Origin of the sequence: Pseudomonas sp. BF-RE-25, from assembly GCF_019956105.1 — a bacterium.
Lineage (GTDB): Bacteria > Pseudomonadota > Gammaproteobacteria > Pseudomonadales > Pseudomonadaceae > Aquipseudomonas > Aquipseudomonas migulae.
In genome coordinates this window covers 17,283-36,483 of the sequence record NZ_JAHBDB010000029.1, presented here as the reverse complement: position 1 = coordinate 36,483, position 19,201 = coordinate 17,283, and the positions used below count along the sequence as shown (strand labels likewise).

The following is a 19,201-nucleotide window of genomic DNA, read 5'->3' as shown; positions in this document are numbered from 1 at the left end:
TGGTGAGTCTTCTTCGTTTATGAAGAATAAAAACTCTCAAAAGGAGCACAAAATGACTGCACTAAACCTGATCCCCGGCCAACTGAGCCTTGCCCAACTGCGTGATGTCTATCAGCAACCGGTCAAAATCACCCTCGATAACAGCGCTGCTGCCCAGATCGAAGCCAGCGTTGCCTGCGTGGAACAGATCCTCGCCGAGAACCGCACCGCTTACGGCATCAACACCGGTTTCGGCCTGCTGGCCTCGACCCGCATCGCCAGCGAAGACCTGGAAAACCTGCAGCGCTCGCTGGTGCTGTCCCACGCTGCCGGCGTCGGCGAGCCGATCAGCGACGCGTTGGTGCGTCTGGTCATGGTGCTCAAGGTCAACAGCCTGAGCCGTGGCTTCTCCGGTATTCGTCGCGTGGTCATCGACGCGCTGATCGCCCTGATCAACGCCGAGGTTTACCCGCACATTCCATTGAAAGGTTCGGTCGGTGCCTCCGGCGACCTGGCGCCATTGGCCCACATGTCGCTGGTGCTGCTGGGTGAAGGCAAGGCTCGTTACAAAGGCGAGTGGATGGAAGCGACCGAAGCGCTGAAAGTCGCCGGTCTGACCCCGCTGACCCTGGCCGCGAAAGAAGGCCTGGCGCTGCTCAACGGTACTCAGGTGTCCACCGCTTACGCATTGCGCGGTCTGTTCGAAGGTGAAGATCTGTTCGCGGGCGCCCTGGCCCTGGGCGGCCTGACCGTTGAAGCGGTGCTGGGTTCGCGCTCGCCGTTCGACGCCCGTATCCACGCTGCCCGTGGCCAGAAAGGCCAGATCGACGCCGCTGCCGCTTACCGCGACTTGCTGGGCGAGCGCAGTGAAGTGTCCGATTCGCACGAGAACTGCGAAAAGGTCCAGGACCCGTACTCCCTGCGCTGCCAGCCGCAAGTCATGGGCGCCTGCCTGACCCAGTTCCGTCAGGCTGCCGAAGTGCTCGCCGTCGAAGCCAACGCCGTTTCGGATAACCCGCTGGTGTTCGCTGCTGAAGGTGACGTGATCTCTGGCGGTAACTTCCACGCCGAACCTGTCGCGATGGCCGCCGACAACATGGCCCTGGCCATCGCTGAAATCGGCTCGCTGAGCGAACGCCGCATCTCGCTGATGATGGACAAGCACATGTCGCAACTGCCGCCGTTCCTGGTGGCCAATGGCGGCGTGAACTCCGGTTTCATGATCGCCCAGGTGACCGCTGCGGCACTCGCCAGCGAGAACAAGGCGTTGTCCCATCCGCATTCGGTGGACAGCCTGCCAACCTCCGCCAACCAGGAAGACCACGTGTCGATGGCTCCGGCTGCCGGCAAGCGTCTGTGGGAAATGGCCGAGAACACCCGTGGCATCCTCGCGGTGGAATGGCTGGCCGCCGCTCAAGGCCTGGACCTGCGCGACGGTCTGAAGACCTCGCCGAAACTGGAAAAGGCTCGGGCGATTCTGCGTAAAGAAGTGCCGTTCTATGAGAAGGACCGCTTCTTTGCGCCGGATATCAATGCGGCCAGCGAGTTGTTGGCGACGCGTTGCCTGAATGAACTGGTATCGGCGAAGTTGCTGCCTAGTCTGTGATGGCTTCTTCGCGGGCAAGCCTCGCTCCTACATTGTAGGAGCGAGGCTTGCCCGCGAACCGATTTTGAACATTGTGGAGATTACGGGATGAAAACTCTCTGGCAACACTGCCACGTCGCAACCATGGCGCAAGGCGTCTACTCGATCATCGAGGACGCGGCCATCGTGACGTCCGGTGCGCACATTGAGTGGATCGGCCCACGTGCTGAACTGCCGGCGGGTGAATACCCGGCCGTCAACGATTTGAACGGGGCCTGGGTTACGCCGGGCCTGATCGACTGCCACACCCACACGGTGTTCGGCGGTAACCGCAGCGGTGAATTCGAACAGCGTCTGCAAGGCGTCAGCTATGCGGAAATCGCCGCGGCCGGCGGCGGCATCGCCAGCACCGTGCGCGCCACGCGGGCGGCCAGTGAAGACGAGTTGTTCGCCAGCGCCGCCAAGCGGCTGAAGAGTTTGATGCGCGATGGCGTGACCAGCATCGAAATCAAATCCGGCTACGGCCTCGACCTGGCCAACGAACGCAAGATGCTGCGCGTGGCCCGCCGTCTCGGGGCGGAACTGCCGATCAGCGTGCGCAGCACCTGCCTGGCGGCCCACGCCTTGCCGCCGGAATACAAGGATCGCGCCGACGACTACATCGATCACATCTGCGCCGAGATGCTCCCGGCCCTGGCCGCCGAAGGGCTGGTGGATGCGGTGGACGCGTTTTGCGAATACCTGGCGTTCTCGCCGGCACAGGTCGAGCGGGTGTTCGTCACTGCGCAAAAACTGGGCTTGCCGGTGAAGCTGCATGCCGAGCAACTGTCGTCGCTGCACGGTTCGAGCCTGGCGGCGCGTTATCACGCTCTGTCCGCCGATCACCTAGAATTCATGACCGAAGAAGACGCCATCGCCATGGCCGCGTCCGGCACGGTCGCCGTGTTGTTGCCCGGCGCGTTCTACTTCCTGCGCGAAACCCAATTGCCGCCAATGGAGGCGTTGCGCAAACACGGGGTGAAAATCGCCATCGCCAGCGACCTCAACCCCGGCACGTCACCGGCGCTGTCGCTGCGCTTGATGCTGAACATGGCTTGCACCTGTTTCCGCATGACCCCGGAAGAAGCCCTGGCCGGTGCGACGATTCATGCCGCCACCGCGCTGGGCATGGCCGACACCCATGGTTCGCTGGAAGCCGGCAAGGTCGCTGACTTCGTCGCCTGGCAAATCGATCGTCCCGCCGACCTGTCGTACTGGCTGGGCGGTGACCTGGAAAAACGCGTCGTGCGTCACGGCGTCGAAACAAGCGTTTAGGAGAGCAGTTGTGGATAAGGTTCTGAACTTCAAACAAGGCCGCGTGCCGCTGCTGATCAGCATGCCCCACGCCGGCGTGCGCCTGACCCCGGCGGTTGAAGCCGGGTTGATCCCCGACGCGAAAAGCTTGCCGGACACCGACTGGCACATCCCGAAACTCTACGAATTCGCTGCCGAACTGGGCGCCAGCACTCTGGCTGCCGAGTACTCGCGGTTTGTCATCGACCTGAACCGACCGTCCGACGACAAACCTTTGTATGTCGGCGCCACGACCGGTCTGTACCCGGCGACGCTGTTCGACGGCATTCCGTTGTTCCGTGAAGGCATGGAACCGTCGATGGCTGAGCGCGCGACGTATCTGGAGCAGGTCTGGACGCCGTATCACAGCACGTTGCAGAACGAGCTGGCTCGTATGAAAGCCGAATTCGGCTATGCATTGCTGTTTGATGCGCACTCGATCCGCTCGATCATCCCGCACCTGTTCGACGGTAAGCTGCCGGACTTCAACCTCGGCACGTTCAACGGCGCCAGTTGCGATCCACAGTTGGCGACTCAACTGGAAGCGATCTGCGCCAGGCACACCGATTACAGCCATGTGCTGAACGGGCGCTTCAAGGGCGGCCACATCACCCGGCACTATGGCAATCCGGCGCAAAACATCCACGCCGTGCAACTGGAGTTGGGCCAGTGCACGTACATGGAAGAGTTCGAGCCGTTCCGTTATCGCCCGGACCTGGCAGAGCCGACACAAGTGGTGCTCAAGGAGTTGCTGCAAGGGCTGCTGACCTGGGGCCAAAAACACTACAGCCCCTGAAGCCTGGCGCAAAACCCTGTAGGAGCGAGCTTGCTCGCGATGGACGTTAACGATAACGCGTGCTGCCTGAATAAACGCGTTGCCCATAGGTTTTTCGCGAGCAAGCTCGCTCCTACACGGGGTGGTGTTCATTCGAAAGTGCTGCCTCACAGTCGCCACTGTGCAAATCTCGGTCGCTACAGTTCGCTTTTGGTCTCTCACTGCTGCGTAATGTTCTGGACACGGTGCATCAAGACACCGGACCCATAATAATTCTGCCGCACGAGATCATTCCCAATGAAAAGACTGTTGACCTGCTGTCTCTCAATCCTCTGCGGTACCGCTCTCCTGAGCACCCCTGTCTTGGCCAGTGACGACGCTTCCTGCAAAGCCGTGCGCATGGGTGTGGTCAACTGGACCGACGTCATCGCCACCAGCGGCATGGCCGACGTGCTGCTCAACGGCCTTGGCTACGAAAGCAAGCAAACCAGCGCCGTGCAGCAAATCATCTTCGCCGGCATCCGCGACAAGCGCCTGGACATCTTCCTCGGTTACTGGAAACCGGCGATGGACAAGAACATCGCGCCGTTCCTGGCCGCCAATCAAGTGAAGGTCCTGGAAAAACCGAGCCTGGCCGACGCCCAGGCAACCCTTGCCGTGCCGGAATACGTGGCCGAGGCCGGGCTGAAAACCTTCGCCGATATCGCCAGGTTCAAGGACCAGCTCGGCGGCAAAATCTACGGCATCGAGCCGGGCAGTGGCGCCAACACCACGATCAAAACCATGATCGAGTCCAATCAGTTCGGCTTGAAGGATTTCAAACTGATCGAGTCCGGTGAGGCCGGCATGCTTGCCGCTGTGCAACGGGCGGTGAACCGCAAGGAGTTCGTGGTGTTCGTCGGCTGGACGCCGCACCCGATGAACATCAACATGAAAATCGCCTACCTGACCGGCAGCGAAGACGTTTACGGGCCGAACGAAGGCGCGGCGACGGTCTCCACCGTGACGTCCCCGGACTACGCCGAGCGTTGCCCGAACGTGAACCGTTTGCTGGAAAACCTGACCTTCACCGCTGCTCAGGAAAGCCAGCTGATGGTGCCGATCATGGAGCGCAAGACGCCGCAGGACGTGGCCAAACAGTGGCTGCGTGATCATCCGCAAGACCTGCAGCGCTGGTTGGCCGGTGTCAGCAGTTTTGATGGCAAGGATGGTGTTGCAACCGTCCAGGCCAGCCTGAAAAACTGACCGTAACGCAAAACCCCTGTAGGAGTGAGCCTGCTCGCGATGGCGGAGTGTCAGTCAGCATTGTTGTTGGCTGACCCACCGCCATCGCGAGCAGGCTCGCTCCCACAGGGTTATCCCACTCCTCACAAATCCTCGGCGGCAGGTCCATGGAAACTTATCCCCTTTCTGACGAGATGACGGCATTCGTCGAAAAAACCGTCAGCTTCAACGCCACCGACACCAGCCTCGCCGGACTGCGCCAGGCCTACAGCGAGATGTGCCGGGCGTTCACCCCGCCGCGTCCCGCCGGGCTATACGTGGTGGATTTTGTATTGGCCGGTGTACCGATTCGGTCCTATCAGCCCGCAGCTTTGCCATCGACCGACGGTAGCCCGTGCATTGTGTATCTGCACGGCGGCGGTTGGGTGGTGGGGGATCTGGATTCCCACGACTTCATCTGCGCCGAGCTGGCGTCGACGCTCGGCGTGTTGGTGATCGCGGTCGATTATCGTCTGGCGCCGGAGTATCCGTTTCCAGCGGCGTTCGATGACTGCCTGAAGGTCTGGCGAGCGCTGCGCACCGGGCCGTTTCAGCTGGACCCCGCACGTACGCTGGTGGCGGGTGACAGCGCCGGTGGCAATCTCGCCGCCGCGCTGTGCCTGGCACTGCGCGATGCGGGTGAACCACTGCCGGCGGCGCAAGTGCTGATCTATCCCGGCCTCGGTGGCGATCACCGTTTGCCTTCACGCAGTGAATGCAGCGACGCTCCTCTGCTCAGCAGCAGTGACGTGGATTGTTATCACGCCTTGTATTTGCGCGGCACTCAAACGCCTGGCACCTATGCCATGCCGTTGCTCGCCGGGGATTTGCGTGGATTGCCGCCGGCATTGATCGCGGTGGCGCAGTTCGACCCGTTACGCGATGACGGCGTGCTGTACGCCGAGCGCCTGAACGCTGCGGGCGTGGCCGCGACGCTTTATTACGGGGAAGGGCTGGTTCATGGCTGTCTGCGGGCGCGGGGTCAGGTCGCGGAGGTCGATGCGCTCTACGAAACGCTGCTCGGCTATTTGGCAAAAAAACGGGTGGCAAAACTCTGACTCTGCATGGACATGCTCATTGACGTAAATCGGGTTTATGATGCCCAACGGCAGAATAATAGAAGTCCCCCCAGGGATGACCTCGACCCCTTACGGAGCGCGCAATGCAGACTTTGTACCCGCAGATCAAACCCCACGCCCGGCACGATCTGGCTGTCGATGAAACCCACACCCTGTATGTAGACGAAAGCGGTTCACCGGAAGGTTTGCCGGTGGTGTTCATCCACGGCGGCCCCGGTGCCGGGTGTGATGCACAGAGTCGCTGCTTTTTTGATCCGAACCTGTATCGCATCGTCACCTTCGACCAGCGCGGTTGTGGTCGCTCCACGCCCCACGCCAGCCTGGAAAACAACACCACCTGGGATCTGGTCGCCGACCTTGAGCGGATTCGCCAGCATCTGGGCATCGATAAATGGGTGCTGTTCGGCGGCTCGTGGGGGTCGACCCTGGCGCTGGCCTACGCGCAAACCCATCCGGAGCGTGTGCACGGTCTGATCCTGCGCGGGATTTTTCTCTGCCGTCCGCAGGAAATCGAGTGGTTCTATCAGGCGGGCGCCAGTCGTCTGTTCCCTGATTACTGGCAAGACTACATTGCGCCGATCCCGCTGGATGAGCGCGAAGACTTGCTCGGCGCTTTCCACAAGCGCCTGACCGGCAACGATCAGATCGCCCAGATGCACGCGGCCAAAGCCTGGTCTACCTGGGAAGGGCGGACCGCGACCTTGCGTCCGAACCCGTTGGTGGTCGATCGTTTCTCCGAGCCGCAACGGGCGTTGTCCATCGCGCGCATCGAATGTCACTACTTCACTAACAATGCGTTCCTTGAGCAGAATCAGTTGATCCGCGACATGGGCAAGATCGCCCACCTGCCGGGCGTGATCGTTCACGGTCGCTACGACGTGATTTGCCCGCTGGATAACGCCTGGGAGCTGCATCAGAACTGGCCGAACAGTGAACTGCAGGTCATCCGTGATGCCGGGCATGCCGCCTCCGAACCCGGCATTACCGATGCCTTGGTGCGCGCCGCCGATCAGATGGCCCGGCGCCTGCTTGACCTGTCCCCAGCAGAAGCATGAAGGGCCTGTTGCAGCGCGTGCGTGGCGCGCGCGTCGAGGTAGCGGGGGAGGTGGTCGGTGCCGTCGATCAGGGTTTGCTGGTACTGGTGGCGGTCGAGCCCGAGGACACTCGGGCCAGCGCCGACAAACTTCTGCATAAGCTGCTTAACTATCGTGTGTTCAGTGACGCCGAGGGCAAGATGAATCTGTCCCTGGCGGATGTCGGGGGCGGGTTGCTGCTGGTCTCTCAGTTCACCCTGGCCGCCGACACCAAAAACGGGTTGCGCCCGAGTTTTTCAACCGCTGCCCCTCCTGCGCTGGGCGAGGAGCTTTTCGACTATCTATTAGAGAAAGCGAAACAGGTGCATGGCACAGTGGCATCAGGTAGATTCGGCGCGGATATGCAGGTGCACCTGGTCAATGATGGCCCGGTAACCTTCCTGTTACAGACCTGAAAGCGCTTGAAACAAGTTTTTAAGCGCTTTTTCACTGAAAACAGGGGTTTTTCGCGAGAAATACTTTGTTGCGCCTGATGCGTTGTAACGCGGCCTACTAGATAATCGCGCGCTACGGGGATCAGCGTTCGTTGGTCCGTTTTGACTTAGGTAGAGACTTGTCCTGGGCCTGTTGGGGAATCATTTAGCCCCATAGGAGTCGGAACAATGCTCGCCAACTTGGCAAGAGTGGTCTGTAGGGACGGATTTTTCATCCCGTTTACCTCACAGGCCCTTTAACTGGCCGTTGGTTTTTTGATCTGTTTTCGGCGAGGGTTGCTCGTGATTGTTAGTCCCTGTAATGCACCAAGATTGTCAGCCAAACGGCTACGAAGCGCACTGGTAGCGGGTTCTGCACTGCTCTGCCTGTTCAGCGCCGGCCAGCTTTGGGCATTCAATCTGGATGATGTATCGGTCAAGGCAAAAGAGCTGGCCGGGCAGAAATTCGAAGCCCCGCGCAGTAACCTGCCGAACGAATTCCGTGAGATGAAATTCGCGGACTATCAAAAAATTCGTTTCCTGACCGAAAAAGCCGAATGGGCCGATCAGAAAACCCCGTTCAAGCTTTCGTTCTATCACCAGGGTATGCATTTCGATACTCCGGTGAAAATCAACGAAATCACGGCCAACACCGTCGAAGAGATCAAATACGATCCGTCTCGTTTCGATTTCGGCGACCTGAAATTCGATCCTAAAGCCACCGAACAACTGGGTTATGCCGGTTTCCGTGTGCTGTACCCGATCAACAAGGCCGACAAGCAAGACGAAATCATGACCATGCTGGGCGCGAGTTACTTCCGCGTTGTCGGCAAGGGGCACACGTATGGCTTGTCCGCTCGCGGCCTGGCAATCGATACCGCGTTGCCGTCCGGCGAAGAATTCCCGCGCTTCCGTGAGTTCTGGATTCAACAGCCGAAGCCGGGCGACAAGCACCTGGTGATCTTCGCGCTGCTGGATTCGCCACGCGCCACCGGTGCCTATCGCCTGACCCTGCGTCCGGGCAGCGACACCATTGTCGACGTCAAGGCGCAGATGTTCCTGCGTGACAAGGTCACCAAGCTTGGCGTTGCGCCGCTGACCAGCATGTTCCTGTTCGGCGCCAACCAGCCGTCGAAAGTGCTGAACTACCGCCGCGAACTGCACGATTCCAGCGGCCTGTCGATCCATGCCGGCAACGGCGAGTGGATCTGGCGTCCGCTGAACAACCCGAAACACCTGGCGGTGAGCAACTTCTCGATCGAGAACCCGCGCGGTTTCGGCTTGCTGCAACGTGGCCGTGACTTCAGCCACTACGAAGACCTCGACGACCGCTACGACAAGCGCCCAAGTGCCTGGATCGAGCCAAAAGGCGATTGGGGCAAGGGTTCTGTCGACCTGGTCGAAATTCCGACTGCCGATGAAACCAACGACAACATCGTTGCCTTCTGGAGCCCGGAAAAACTGCCTGAGCCTGGTCAGCCGCTGGAATTCGGCTACCGCCTGCACTGGACCATGGACGAAGCGGCGATTCACGCTCCGGACAGCGCCTGGGTCAAACAGACCTTGCGCTCCACCGGCGACGTCAAGCAGTCCAACCTGATTCGTCAGCCGGACGGCAGCGTTGCCTATCTGGTGGATTTCGAAGGCCCGTCCCTCGCGGCGTTGCCGGCCGATTCAGACGTTCGCAGCCAGGTCAGCGTGGGTGATAATGCCGAGCTGGTCGAGAACAGCGTGCGCTACAACCCTGAAACCAAGGGCTGGCGCCTGACCCTGCGCATGAAGATCAAGGATCCGGGCAAGTCCACCGAGATGCGTGCCGCACTGGTGCAGAACATCGTGCCTGCCGATCTGGCCAAGACTTCGATCCCATCGTCCACCTCTTCCGTTGCCAAGGCCGACAAAGTGGCCGCCAAGCAAGCGGAGAAAGCGGACAAGGACGCGAAGGCCGCCGAGGCCAAGCAGGCCGAAGCCAAGCCAGTTGCAGATGCCAAGGACAAGGCGAACAACAAAGACGCCAAGCAGCCTGTCGCTGCCGACGCGGCCCCAGCCACACCGGAATCGGCACCGACTGAAGAAGTCCTGACCGAGACCTGGAGCTATCAGTTGCCTGCCGATGAGTAATTCTCAAGTTCAGCCAGAAACTCTTGCCGAGTATCTGGCGCATCTGCCGATGACCGACGAGCAGCGCGCGGAACTCGCGGGCTGCAAGTCGTTCAGCGAACTTCACGAGCGTCTGTCGTCCTCGACGTTCGATGCACCGGTCGAGGCGGCTCAAGCCTCGGTCGGCCGTCGTTTGACCCTGAGCACCGCTGAAGAGCTGGAAGAAGCGGAAATGCTGGTGCTCGACGCCAGCGGTCGTGTTTGCCTCAAGGCAACCCCGCCGATCCGCCGGACCAAAGTCGTGCCGGAGCCTTGGCGCACCAATATTCTGGTGCGTGGCTGGCGGCGTCTGACCGGTCGCACCAATCCGCCGGCTCCGCCGAAAGACGAGAACGTGCTGCCGGCGGCCCGCTGGCGCACCGTGGGTTCGATCCGCCGTTACATCTTGCTGGTACTGATGCTCGGTCAAACCATTGTTGCCGGCTGGTACATGAAAGGCATCATGCCGTACCAGGGCTGGTCGTTCGTCGACCTCAACGAAGTGCTGCATCAGCCGCTCCTGCAAACCGTCACGCAAGTGCTGCCGTATGCGCTGCAGACCACCATCCTGATCATGTTCGGGATTCTGTTCTGCTGGGTCTCGGCCGGTTTCTGGACCGCACTGATGGGCTTCCTCGAGTTGCTCACCGGTCACGATAAATACCGCATCTCCGGTAAAAGTGCCGGCAACGAGCCGATTCCCAAAGACGCGCGCACCGCACTGGTGATGCCGATCTGCAACGAAGACGTGCCACGGGTGTTTGCCGGTCTGCGCGCGACGTTCGAGTCGGTCGCTGCCACGGGTGACCTGGACCGCTTCGACTTCTTCGTCCTCAGCGACAGTAACGATGCCGACATCTGCGTTGCTGAACAGCAAGCCTGGCTGGACGTCTGCCGCGAAGCCAAGGGTTTCGGCAAGATCTTCTATCGCCGCCGTCGCCGTCGCGTAAAACGCAAAAGCGGCAACCTCGACGACTTCTGCCGTCGCTGGGGCGGCGACTACAAGTACATGGTCGTGCTCGACGCTGACTCCGTGATGAGCGGCGAATGTCTGACCAGTCTGGTGCGCCTGATGGAGGCCACGCCGGACGCCGGGATCATCCAGACCGCGCCGCGTGCGTCGGGCATGGACACTCTTTATGCACGCATGCAGCAGTTTGCGACTCGCGTGTACGGTCCGCTGTTTACCGCCGGTCTGCACTTCTGGCAGTTGGGCGAATCGCACTATTGGGGCCACAACGCGATTATCCGCATGAAGCCGTTCATCGAGCACTGCGCCCTGGCGCCGTTGCCCGGTAAAGGCGCGTTCGCCGGCGCGATTCTGTCCCACGACTTCGTTGAAGCAGCGCTGATGCGCCGTGCCGGTTGGGGCGTGTGGATTGCCTACGACTTGCCGGGCAGCTACGAAGAATTGCCGCCGAACCTGCTGGATGAACTCAAGCGTGACCGTCGCTGGTGCCACGGTAACCTGATGAACTTCCGCCTGTTCCTGGTCAAGGGCATGCACCCGGTTCACCGTGCGGTGTTCCTCACCGGCGTGATGTCTTACCTGTCGGCGCCGTTGTGGTTCTTCTTCCTCGTGCTGTCGACGGCGCTGCTGGCGGTCAACACGCTGATGGAGCCGCAGTACTTCCTTGAACCGCGTCAGCTCTACCCGCTGTGGCCACAATGGCACCCGGACAAGGCCATCGCGCTGTTCTCGACCACTATCGTGCTGCTGTTCCTGCCGAAGCTGTTGAGCATCATCCTGATCTGGGCCAAGGGCGCGAAAGAGTTCGGTGGCAAGTTCAAGGTGACCCTGTCGATGCTGCTGGAGATGTTGTTCTCCATGTTGCTGGCGCCGGTGCGGATGATTTTCCACACCCGTTTCGTACTCGCCGCGTTCCTCGGCTGGGCCGCGACCTGGAACTCGCCGCAACGTGACGACGACTCCACGCCATGGAGCGAAGCAGTCAAGCGCCACGGTCCGCAAACCCTGCTGGGCTTCTTCTGGGCCCTGTTGGTGATCTGGCTGAACCCGAGCTTCCTCTGGTGGCTGGTGCCGATCGTCGGTTCGTTGATGCTGTCGATCCCGGTTTCCGTGATCTCCAGCCGTGTCGGCCTGGGCCTGAAGTCCCGTGACGAGAGCCTGTTCCTGATCCCTGAGGAATACAATCCGCCACAGGCGTTGCTGGCAACTGACCAGTACACCCATGAAAACCGTTGGCATGCGCTGAAAGACGGCTTCATCCGGTCGGTGGTCGATCCACAGCAGAACGCTTTGGCGTGCTCGCTGGCGACATCGCGCCACGGTCAGGCCGAGCCAATCGAATGGCTGCGGATCGAACGAGTTCGCCATGCATTGAAAGTCGGGCCTGACGGTCTGAACAACAATGAGCGTGTGCAACTGCTGAGCGACCCGGTCGCACTGGCTCGTTTGCATGAGCAGGTCTGGAGCGAAGGTCATCCCGAGTGGCTGGAAGCCTGGCGCAAATCGGTGAAATCCGATCCCCATGCGCCGTTGCTGCCGCTCAAGCCGCTGAGTGCGCAACCGCAGTTGGCATAATAAAGAACCCCGCGAAAGCGGGGTTTTTTTTGCCTCATCGTTCCCAAACACTTGTGCAAACGAGCGAGTACGTTAGCATCCGTCCCCGAATTGGTGCGCCCGGATAATTTTTGTCCGTATCGATGCGTTTCCTGAGGGGAGCCGCCGTTTGCGCGCCTCATAACGCACTGGTTTTGGGGACATGAAGATGAAGAAGTATCTCTCGATGCTGCTGGTCGGCGTCACGGCATTGGTTGCAGTCAGCGCGGCGCAGGCCGGTGCCATCGATGACGCGGTCAAGCGCGGCACGCTGAAAGTCGGCATGGACCCGACCTACATGCCGTTCGAAATGACCAACAAACGCGGCGAGATCATCGGCTTCGAAGTCGACATCCTCAAAGCCATGACCAAGGCCATGGGCGTCAAGCTGGAGCTGGTGTCCACCGGCTACGACGGCATTATCCCGGCCCTGCTCACCGACAAGTTCGACATGATCGGTAGCGGCATGACCCTGACCCAGGAACGCAACCTGCGCCTGAACTTCAGCGAACCGTTCATCGTGGTCGGCCAGACGCTGCTGATTCGCAAAGAGCTGGAAGGCACTATCAAGTCCTACAAAGACCTGAACACCGCTGACTACCGCATCACCTCCAAGCTCGGCACCACCGGCGAGATGGTCGCCAAGAAGCTGATCTCCAAAGCCAAGTACCACGGCTACGACAACGAGCAGGAAGCGGTGCTCGACGTGGTCAACGGCAAGGCCGACGCCTTTATCTATGACGCGCCTTACAACGTCGTGGCGGTGAACAAGGTCGGCAACGGCAAACTGGTGTTCCTCGACAAGCCGTTCACCTACGAGCCGCTGGCCTTTGGTCTGAAGAAGGGTGACTACGACAGCATCAACTTCATCAACAACTTCCTGCACCAGATCCACGAAGACGGCACCTACGATCGCATCCATGACAAGTGGTTCAAAGACACCGCTTGGCTCAAGGACATGGAATAAGGCCCGGTCAGATAGACCGCGTCGCGCCCATTCGCGGGCAAGCCTCGCTCCTACAGGATATGACTTTGTAGGAGCGAGGCTTGCCCGCGAAGGCGGCCTCCCTGGCGACACAGAATCCGGAACCTGCAATGAAACAGAAAAAAGCCCAATGGCCCTGGCACGTGTTGACCGTGCTGGTGCTGATCGGCCTGGCCGGCGCGTTGTATTACGCCACCTCGCTGATGTCCTACGAATGGCGCTGGAACCGCGTCCCGCAGTACTTCGCCTACCACGCCGAAGAGTCCCAGCGCGCCGCCGACATCTCCACCGTCAGCGAACTGGTGCGCAAAGGCGACAAAGCTGAAGTCACGTTGCGCAACGACGCGGGTGACGAGCAACGAGTGACCGTCGACGACAACAGCCTGCAAGTCGCCCAAGGCGATGATGTGGCCGAAGGCGACGTGATCGGTGTGACTCGCCATTGGGCCGCCGGGCCGCTGATGTGGGGTCTCTGGACCACCCTGTGGTTGTCCGTGGTGTCTGGCGTGCTCGGCCTGCTGATCGGCCTCGCCACGGGCTTGTGCCGTCTCTCGAACAATCCGACCCTGCGCGACCTCTCGACGATTTACGTCGAACTGGTGCGCGGTACGCCGCTGCTGGTGCAGATTTTCATTTTCTACTTCTTCATCGGCACCGTGATGAACCTGTCCCGGGAGTTCGCCGGGATCGCCGCACTGTCGTTGTTTACCGGCGCCTACGTGGCGGAAATCATCCGCTCCGGCGTGCAATCCATCGCCCGTGGCCAGAACGAAGCTGCGCGTTCCCTGGGCTTGAGCGCGGGTCAGTCGATGCGCCACGTGGTGCTGCCGCAAGCGTTCAAGCGCGTGCTGCCGCCGCTCGCCGGGCAGTTCATCAGCCTGGTCAAAGACACCTCGCTGGTGTCGGTGATTGCGATTACCGAGCTGTTGAAAAGCGGTCGCGAAGTTATCACTACTTCGTTTTCGCCATTCGAAATCCTGTTCTGCGTGGCTGGCCTGTACTTGTTGATCAACCTGCCGCTGTCGAAAATCGCCAGCCGGCTTGAGCGGAGGCTCGCGCAAAGTGATTGAAGTCCGCGATCTGGTAAAAGTCTTCGACACCCGTGGCCACGTGGTGCGCGCGGTGGATAATGTCTCCACCCAGGTGGCGAAGGGCGAAGTATTGGTAGTGATCGGTCCGTCCGGTTCCGGCAAATCGACCTTCCTGCGCTGCCTCAACGGCCTGGAAGAATTCGACTCGGGCTCGGTGAGCATCGACGGCCTGCAACTGGCCGATCCGAAAACCGATGTGAATGCCTACCGCCGCGAAGTCGGCATGGTGTTCCAGCATTTCAACTTGTTCCCGCACATGACCGTGCTGGAAAACCTCTGCCTCGCCCAGAAAGTCGTGCGCAAACGCGGCAAGAAGGAGCGTGAAGCCAAGGCCTTGGCATTGCTGGAAAAGGTTGGCATTGCGCAGAAGGCCAACGAGTTTCCGTCACGCCTGTCCGGCGGTCAGCAGCAGCGCGTGGCGATTGCACGGGCGCTGGCCATGGAGCCGAAGGTCATGCTGTTCGATGAACCGACCTCTGCGCTCGATCCTGAAATGGTCGGCGAAGTGCTGGATGTGATGAAAACCCTGGCCGTGGAAGGCATGACCATGGTCTGCGTGACCCACGAAATGGGCTTTGCGCGGGAAGTGGCGGATCGGGTGCTGTTTTTCGATCACGGCAAATTGCTGGAAGACGCCTCGCCGGCCGAGTTCTTCGATGCGCCGAAGGATCCGCGGGCGCAGGCCTTCCTTCGTCAGGTCCTTTGAAAGCAGCGGCCCTGGGGCCGCTAATCGCCAGCAGGCTGGCTCCCACAGTGGATTTGTGGTGCTCACACCAAACCCTGTGGGAGCCAGCCTGCTGGCGATTGCATCACCTCGGTCCATAGTGAACCGAGGCAAATGAATCACCTCAAACCTTGAACCGCCCCACCAGCATCTGCAAATGCGTCCCCAGCCGCGCCAGCTCAACGCTGGACGCCGCAGTCTCTTCACTGGCTGCCGAGGTCTGCTCGGACACATCGCGCACGTTCAGCACGCTGCGATTGATCTCTTCCGCCACCGCGCTTTGCTGTTCGGCAGCGGCGGCAATCTGCTGGTTCATCGACTGAATCGCCGACACGGTGCGGGTGATGCTTTCCAGCGAGCCACCGGCGCGGCGGGTCAGTTCGACGCTGCTGTCGGTCAGGATGCGGCTGTTGTCCATGATGGTCGCGACTTGCTGGGTGCCGCTCTGCAGGCCGACGATCAGCTCTTCGATTTCTTCGGTGGACTTCTGGGTGCGCTGCGCCAGGCTGCGGACTTCGTCGGCAACCACCGCAAAACCACGTCCGGCTTCACCGGCGCGAGCAGCTTCAATGGCGGCGTTGAGCGCCAGCAGGTTGGTTTGCTGAGCCACGGATTTGATCACGTCGAGCACACTGCCGATCTTGTCGCTTTCGCGTTTGAGATGCCCCATGGCGTCGGTGGAGTTGCCGACTTCCTTGGCCAGGCGTTCGATTTGAGCGATGGCTTCGCCGACCACCTTGTCGCCTTCGCGGGCCTGCTGATCGGCGGCGAGCGCGGCTTCGGAGGCTTCTTCGGCGTTACGTGCGACTTCCTGCACCGTGGCGGTCATTTCGTTCATCGCGGTCGCCACCTGATCGGTCTCGACCTTCTGGCTGTTGACGCCGGCGCTGGTCTGCTCGGTGACTGCGGACAGTTCTTCAGCGGCGCTGGCGATTTGCGTGACGCCGTCGCTGATGCCGCCGATCAGTTCGCGCAGGCCCAGGGTCATGCTTTGTATCGCCCGCTGGAGCTGACCGAGTTCGTCCTGACGCTCGGAAACGAGGTTCTGGGTCAGGTCGCCGGCGGCGATGCGCTCGGCCACTTTCAGCGTCTGGCTCAGCGGAATGACGATCTGCCGGGTGATCGCCCATGCCGCGAACAGGCCGAAGACCAGCGCCAGGGCGGTGGCCAGCAACAGCATGTTTTTGGCGTGCGCGGCGTCAGTGTCACGGATGACGGTTTGCGAGGCAGTGAGCTTTTTGCTGACGTCGAACAGGATGTCGCCTTGAGCGGCCATGCGTTTCAGCGCGGCGGCGCTGGCGACCTGGGAGTCACGGAACTGACTGACGGCGGCGCGGTAGGCTTTGAGTGAATCGGCGGCCTGTTGCAGGTTGGCGATGTGCTGTTCCGGCAATCTGGATGGCAGGCTTTCGAGGTTTTTCAGCGCATTGTCGATGGCGTCCAGCGCCGGTTGTTCGGCTTCGGTCTTGCCGCTGTAGGTATAGCCGCGCACCTGGAAGCGAGCTTGCTGGATCAGTTTGCTCAGGTCGATGACGCTGTTGAAATCGGCGACGCTGTCGCCTTGCAGCAAGGATTTCTCGACTTCACCCACGCGTGCCACGGCGTTATCGGCCGTGGCGCCAAGTTTGCTGCGAGCATCTTCGCGGTTTGCGCCGGCCTGGGTCATGGCGGCGAAGGCTTGTTTGTACTCGCTGACTGCGGCCAGTTGCTGATCGACCATGGCTGCGTCGGCAGGTTGCTCGATCAGTGTGCGGGCGGTTTTCAACCCGGTGTCGAGTTGGCCGAGCAGGTCGTTGACGGCGCCCGGGCCTTGTTCGCCACGGCGCATTTCGTAGTCCAGGCGGGCCAGGCGCAGGTCTTTGGTCAGTTCATTGAGGCTGGCAATAAACCCGAGCTTGTCGCCGCGATTCACCACGTCACTCAGGCCGGTCCAGCCCGTGACGGTGATCAACAATGTCAGCAGCAGCACCAGACCGAAGCCGACACCCAGTTTGCGATTGACGCTGACGTTCCCCAGTTTCTCGGCTAGCCATCGGTACATGCTGCAACTCCCACGGACCACAAGTTGGTTTTATGGGAACTGTATCGGCAGGCTGGCTGAATTCTGTAGGAGCGAGCCTGCTCGCGATGGACGTTAACGATGACGAGGGCTGCCTGAATAAATGCGGCGCCCTCTCGGTTTTCGCGAGCGAGCTCGCTCCTACGGGTGATGCGTAATGGCTAGAAGAGGCGGGCGAGCAGCGCGGTGACGGCAGTTTCGACGCGCAGGATACGCTCGCCGAGCTGAACCGGTTGCAGGCCGGACTTGGCCAGCAGGTCGATTTCGTAGGGAATCCAGCCGCCTTCCGGGCCGATGGCCAACGTGACCGGTTCGTCGAGGCCACGGGGGCAGGGCGGGTAATTGCCCGGATGGCCGACCAGGCCGAGGGTGCCTTCGGCAATCGCTGGCAGTCGGTCTTCGACAAACGGCTTGAAGCGCTTCTCGATGACAATTTCAGGCAACACGCTGTCCCGAGCCTGTTCGAGGCCGAGGATCAGTTGCTCGCGAATCGCTTCCGGTTCCAGGAACGGGGTCTGCCAGAAGCTTTTCTCGACGCGATAGCTGTTCACCAGCACGATCCGTGGCACCCCCATGGCCGCTACGGTCTGAAACACCCGGCGCAGCATTTTGGGACGTGGCAGGGCCAGCACCAGGGTCAGCGGCAGCTTGGCCGGTGGCGGTTGGTCGAGGGTGACGCGCAGTTCGGCTTCATCGGCGTCCAGGCGCAGCACTTCGGCGGAGCCCATCAGGCCGCCGATACGCCCGACGCGCATGCTGTCACCCACTTCACAACGGTGGACTTCCTGCATGTGCGTCAACCGCCGATCACGCAGGATCGCCCGGTCGGCCGCAATGAAATCGGCCTCTTCGAGGAGCAGCAGGTTCACGCTTGGGTCGCTGGCGGCTGGTCGTTGTGATCGTCAACCGGTTGGTCGTCCGGATGGTCGCCGCGCTTGCTGATCAGGCCGCCGAACAGGATGCCGATTTCAAACAGCAGCCACATCGGTACGGCCAGCAGCGTCTGCGAGAAGATGTCCGGTGGCGTCAGGATCATGCCGACCACGAAGCAGCCGATGATCACGTACGGGCGGATTTTCTTCAGGTATTTGACGTCGACTACGCCGATCCACACCAGCAGCACCACGGCCACCGGAATCTCGAACGCCACGCCGAAGGCGAAGAACAGCGTCATGACGAAATCGAGGTAGCTGCTGATATCGGTCATCATTTCCACGCCGGCCGGGGTGGCGGCGGCGAAAAATTTGAAGATCAGCGGGAATACCAGGTAATAGGCGAATGCCATGCCGGCGTAGAACAGCATGATGCTCGATACCAGCAACGGCACTGCGATGCGTTTTTCATGCTTGTACAGGCCCGGCGCAATGAAGCCCCAGATCTGATGCAGGATCACCGGGATCGCCAGGAACAGCGACACCATCATGGTCAGCTTCAGTGGCGTCAGGAACGGCGACGACACGTCGGTGGCGATCATCGTCGCGCCCACTGGCAGATACTGGCGCAGCGGCGTGGAGACGAAGGTGTAGATCTGCTGGGTGAACGCAAACAGCCCGGCGAAGATGATGAAGATCGCCGCTACGCAGCGCAGCAGACGGGTACGCAACTCGGTGAGGTGCGAAACCAGCGGCATGTGCTGGTCGTTTTCTGGGAGATCGCTCATGAGGCTCGCGGCGGCAAAGTGGTGTCGTGAGGAGCCGGCGTTGTCGGCGCGGCGGCAGGAGCAACGGGTTCTGCATGCGCCACGACCGGCGCCGCTTCAACCGCTTCCACCGCTTTCACGGTTTCCGTCGGCGCAGCAGCAGGCGCGGATTCTGTCGTCGATGCATGGATCGTCTGCTCCGCCACCGGCTGAACCGGAGTGGCTTCCTGCTGGGTCGGCGTGAAAATCTTCCGCGCCTCCTGTTCCAGCGACAGAATGTGCTCGTTGTGCAGTTGCCGACGAATTTCGTCGGCACCGATTTCACGCTCAACTTCCTGTTTGATCGCATTGAAGCTGCGCTTCAGGCGACCGACCCACAGGCCGGCGGTGCGCGCAGCACCCGGCAGACGCTCGGGGCCCAGCACCAGCAGGGCCACGAGGCCGACGAGCAGCAGTTCAGAGAAGCTGATACCAAACATTA

At 60.9% G+C, this 19,201-nt stretch carries 16 protein-coding genes and 1 pseudogene; 12 read left to right on the top strand and 5 right to left on the bottom strand.

Translation table 11 applies throughout. The features are described from left to right. Positions 1–52: 52 nt before the first annotated feature. The 12 genes from hutH (at position 53) to KGB24_RS14730 (ending at position 15,004) form a co-directional block, all read left to right on the top strand. Positions 53–1,585, top strand: a complete 1,533-nt coding sequence (gene hutH, locus KGB24_RS14785; RefSeq protein WP_223415491.1) for a histidine ammonia-lyase — start codon at positions 53–55, stop codon at positions 1,583–1,585. An 87-nt stretch (positions 1,586–1,672) separates the two neighbouring features. Then, on the top strand, positions 1,673–2,878 hold the full coding sequence (gene hutI, locus KGB24_RS14780; protein ID WP_008025259.1) for an imidazolonepropionase: 1,206 nt from the start codon (positions 1,673–1,675) through the stop codon (positions 2,876–2,878). Positions 2,879–2,888: 10 nt separating this feature from the next. Continuing rightward, complete coding sequence (gene hutG, locus KGB24_RS14775; RefSeq protein ID WP_223415492.1) at positions 2,889–3,692, top strand: N-formylglutamate deformylase; 804 nt, start codon at positions 2,889–2,891, stop codon at positions 3,690–3,692. A gap of 276 nt (positions 3,693–3,968) precedes the next feature. After that, entirely contained in the window at positions 3,969–4,916 is a 948-nt protein-coding gene (locus KGB24_RS14770; protein ID WP_223415493.1) for a choline ABC transporter substrate-binding protein, read from the top strand. Between the two features lie 146 nt (positions 4,917–5,062). After that, positions 5,063–5,992 carry an alpha/beta hydrolase gene (locus KGB24_RS14765; RefSeq protein ID WP_223415494.1) on the top strand — a complete coding sequence of 310 codons (930 nt, stop codon included), beginning with the start codon at positions 5,063–5,065 and terminating at the stop codon, positions 5,990–5,992. Positions 5,993–6,096: 104 nt separating this feature from the next. After that, entirely contained in the window at positions 6,097–7,068 is a 972-nt protein-coding gene (gene pip, locus KGB24_RS14760; RefSeq protein ID WP_223415495.1) for a prolyl aminopeptidase, read from the top strand. Continuing rightward, complete coding sequence (gene dtd, locus KGB24_RS14755) at positions 7,065–7,502, top strand: D-aminoacyl-tRNA deacylase (protein ID WP_008025248.1); 438 nt, start codon at positions 7,065–7,067, stop codon at positions 7,500–7,502. The genes pip and dtd overlap by 4 nt, the downstream gene beginning before the upstream one ends. Positions 7,503–7,823: 321 nt before the next feature. Then, positions 7,824–9,641, top strand: a complete 1,818-nt coding sequence (locus KGB24_RS14750; RefSeq protein WP_008025247.1) for a glucan biosynthesis protein G — start codon at positions 7,824–7,826, stop codon at positions 9,639–9,641. After that, the gene (mdoH, locus tag KGB24_RS14745; RefSeq protein ID WP_032832668.1) at positions 9,634–12,204 is read left to right on the top strand and encodes a glucans biosynthesis glucosyltransferase MdoH; all 2,571 of its coding nucleotides are present in this window, start codon (positions 9,634–9,636) and stop codon (positions 12,202–12,204) included. The genes KGB24_RS14750 and mdoH overlap by 8 nt, the downstream gene beginning before the upstream one ends. A gap of 187 nt (positions 12,205–12,391) precedes the next feature. Then, on the top strand, positions 12,392–13,189 hold the full coding sequence (locus KGB24_RS14740) for a transporter substrate-binding domain-containing protein (RefSeq protein WP_008025244.1): 798 nt from the start codon (positions 12,392–12,394) through the stop codon (positions 13,187–13,189). 128 nt (positions 13,190–13,317) lie between these two features. Continuing rightward, the gene (locus tag KGB24_RS14735; RefSeq protein ID WP_008025242.1) at positions 13,318–14,277 is read left to right on the top strand and encodes an amino acid ABC transporter permease; all 960 of its coding nucleotides are present in this window, start codon (positions 13,318–13,320) and stop codon (positions 14,275–14,277) included. Then, positions 14,270–15,004, top strand: a complete 735-nt coding sequence (locus KGB24_RS14730) for an amino acid ABC transporter ATP-binding protein (protein ID WP_008025241.1) — start codon at positions 14,270–14,272, stop codon at positions 15,002–15,004. Before KGB24_RS14735 ends, KGB24_RS14730 begins: the two co-directional genes overlap by 8 nt. Before the next feature lie 142 nt (positions 15,005–15,146). On the opposite strand, the gene KGB24_RS29420 is transcribed toward KGB24_RS14730, so the two are convergent. The 5 genes and pseudogenes from KGB24_RS29420 to tatB form a co-directional block, all read right to left on the bottom strand. Next, complete coding sequence (locus KGB24_RS29420; RefSeq protein ID WP_411740560.1) at positions 15,147–15,860, bottom strand: methyl-accepting chemotaxis protein; 714 nt, start codon at positions 15,858–15,860, stop codon at positions 15,147–15,149. 144 nt (positions 15,861–16,004) lie between these two features. Further along, positions 16,005–17,063 (bottom strand): annotated as a pseudogene (locus tag KGB24_RS29415) (methyl-accepting chemotaxis protein); the annotation flags it as partial. A gap of 179 nt (positions 17,064–17,242) precedes the next feature. Then, positions 17,243–17,950: a 16S rRNA (uracil(1498)-N(3))-methyltransferase gene (locus KGB24_RS14720; protein ID WP_008025237.1), complete on the bottom strand. Its 708-nt coding sequence runs from the start codon at positions 17,948–17,950 to the stop codon at positions 17,243–17,245. Then, positions 17,947–18,741: a twin-arginine translocase subunit TatC gene (gene tatC / locus KGB24_RS14715; RefSeq protein WP_008025235.1), complete on the bottom strand. Its 795-nt coding sequence runs from the start codon at positions 18,739–18,741 to the stop codon at positions 17,947–17,949. Before tatC ends, KGB24_RS14720 begins: the two co-directional genes overlap by 4 nt. Continuing rightward, positions 18,738–19,199 (bottom strand): Sec-independent protein translocase protein TatB, encoded by a 462-nt coding sequence (gene tatB / locus KGB24_RS14710; protein WP_192226844.1) that lies wholly within the window; start codon positions 19,197–19,199, stop codon positions 18,738–18,740. The genes tatC and tatB overlap by 4 nt, the downstream gene beginning before the upstream one ends. Positions 19,200–19,201 lie beyond the last annotated feature (2 nt).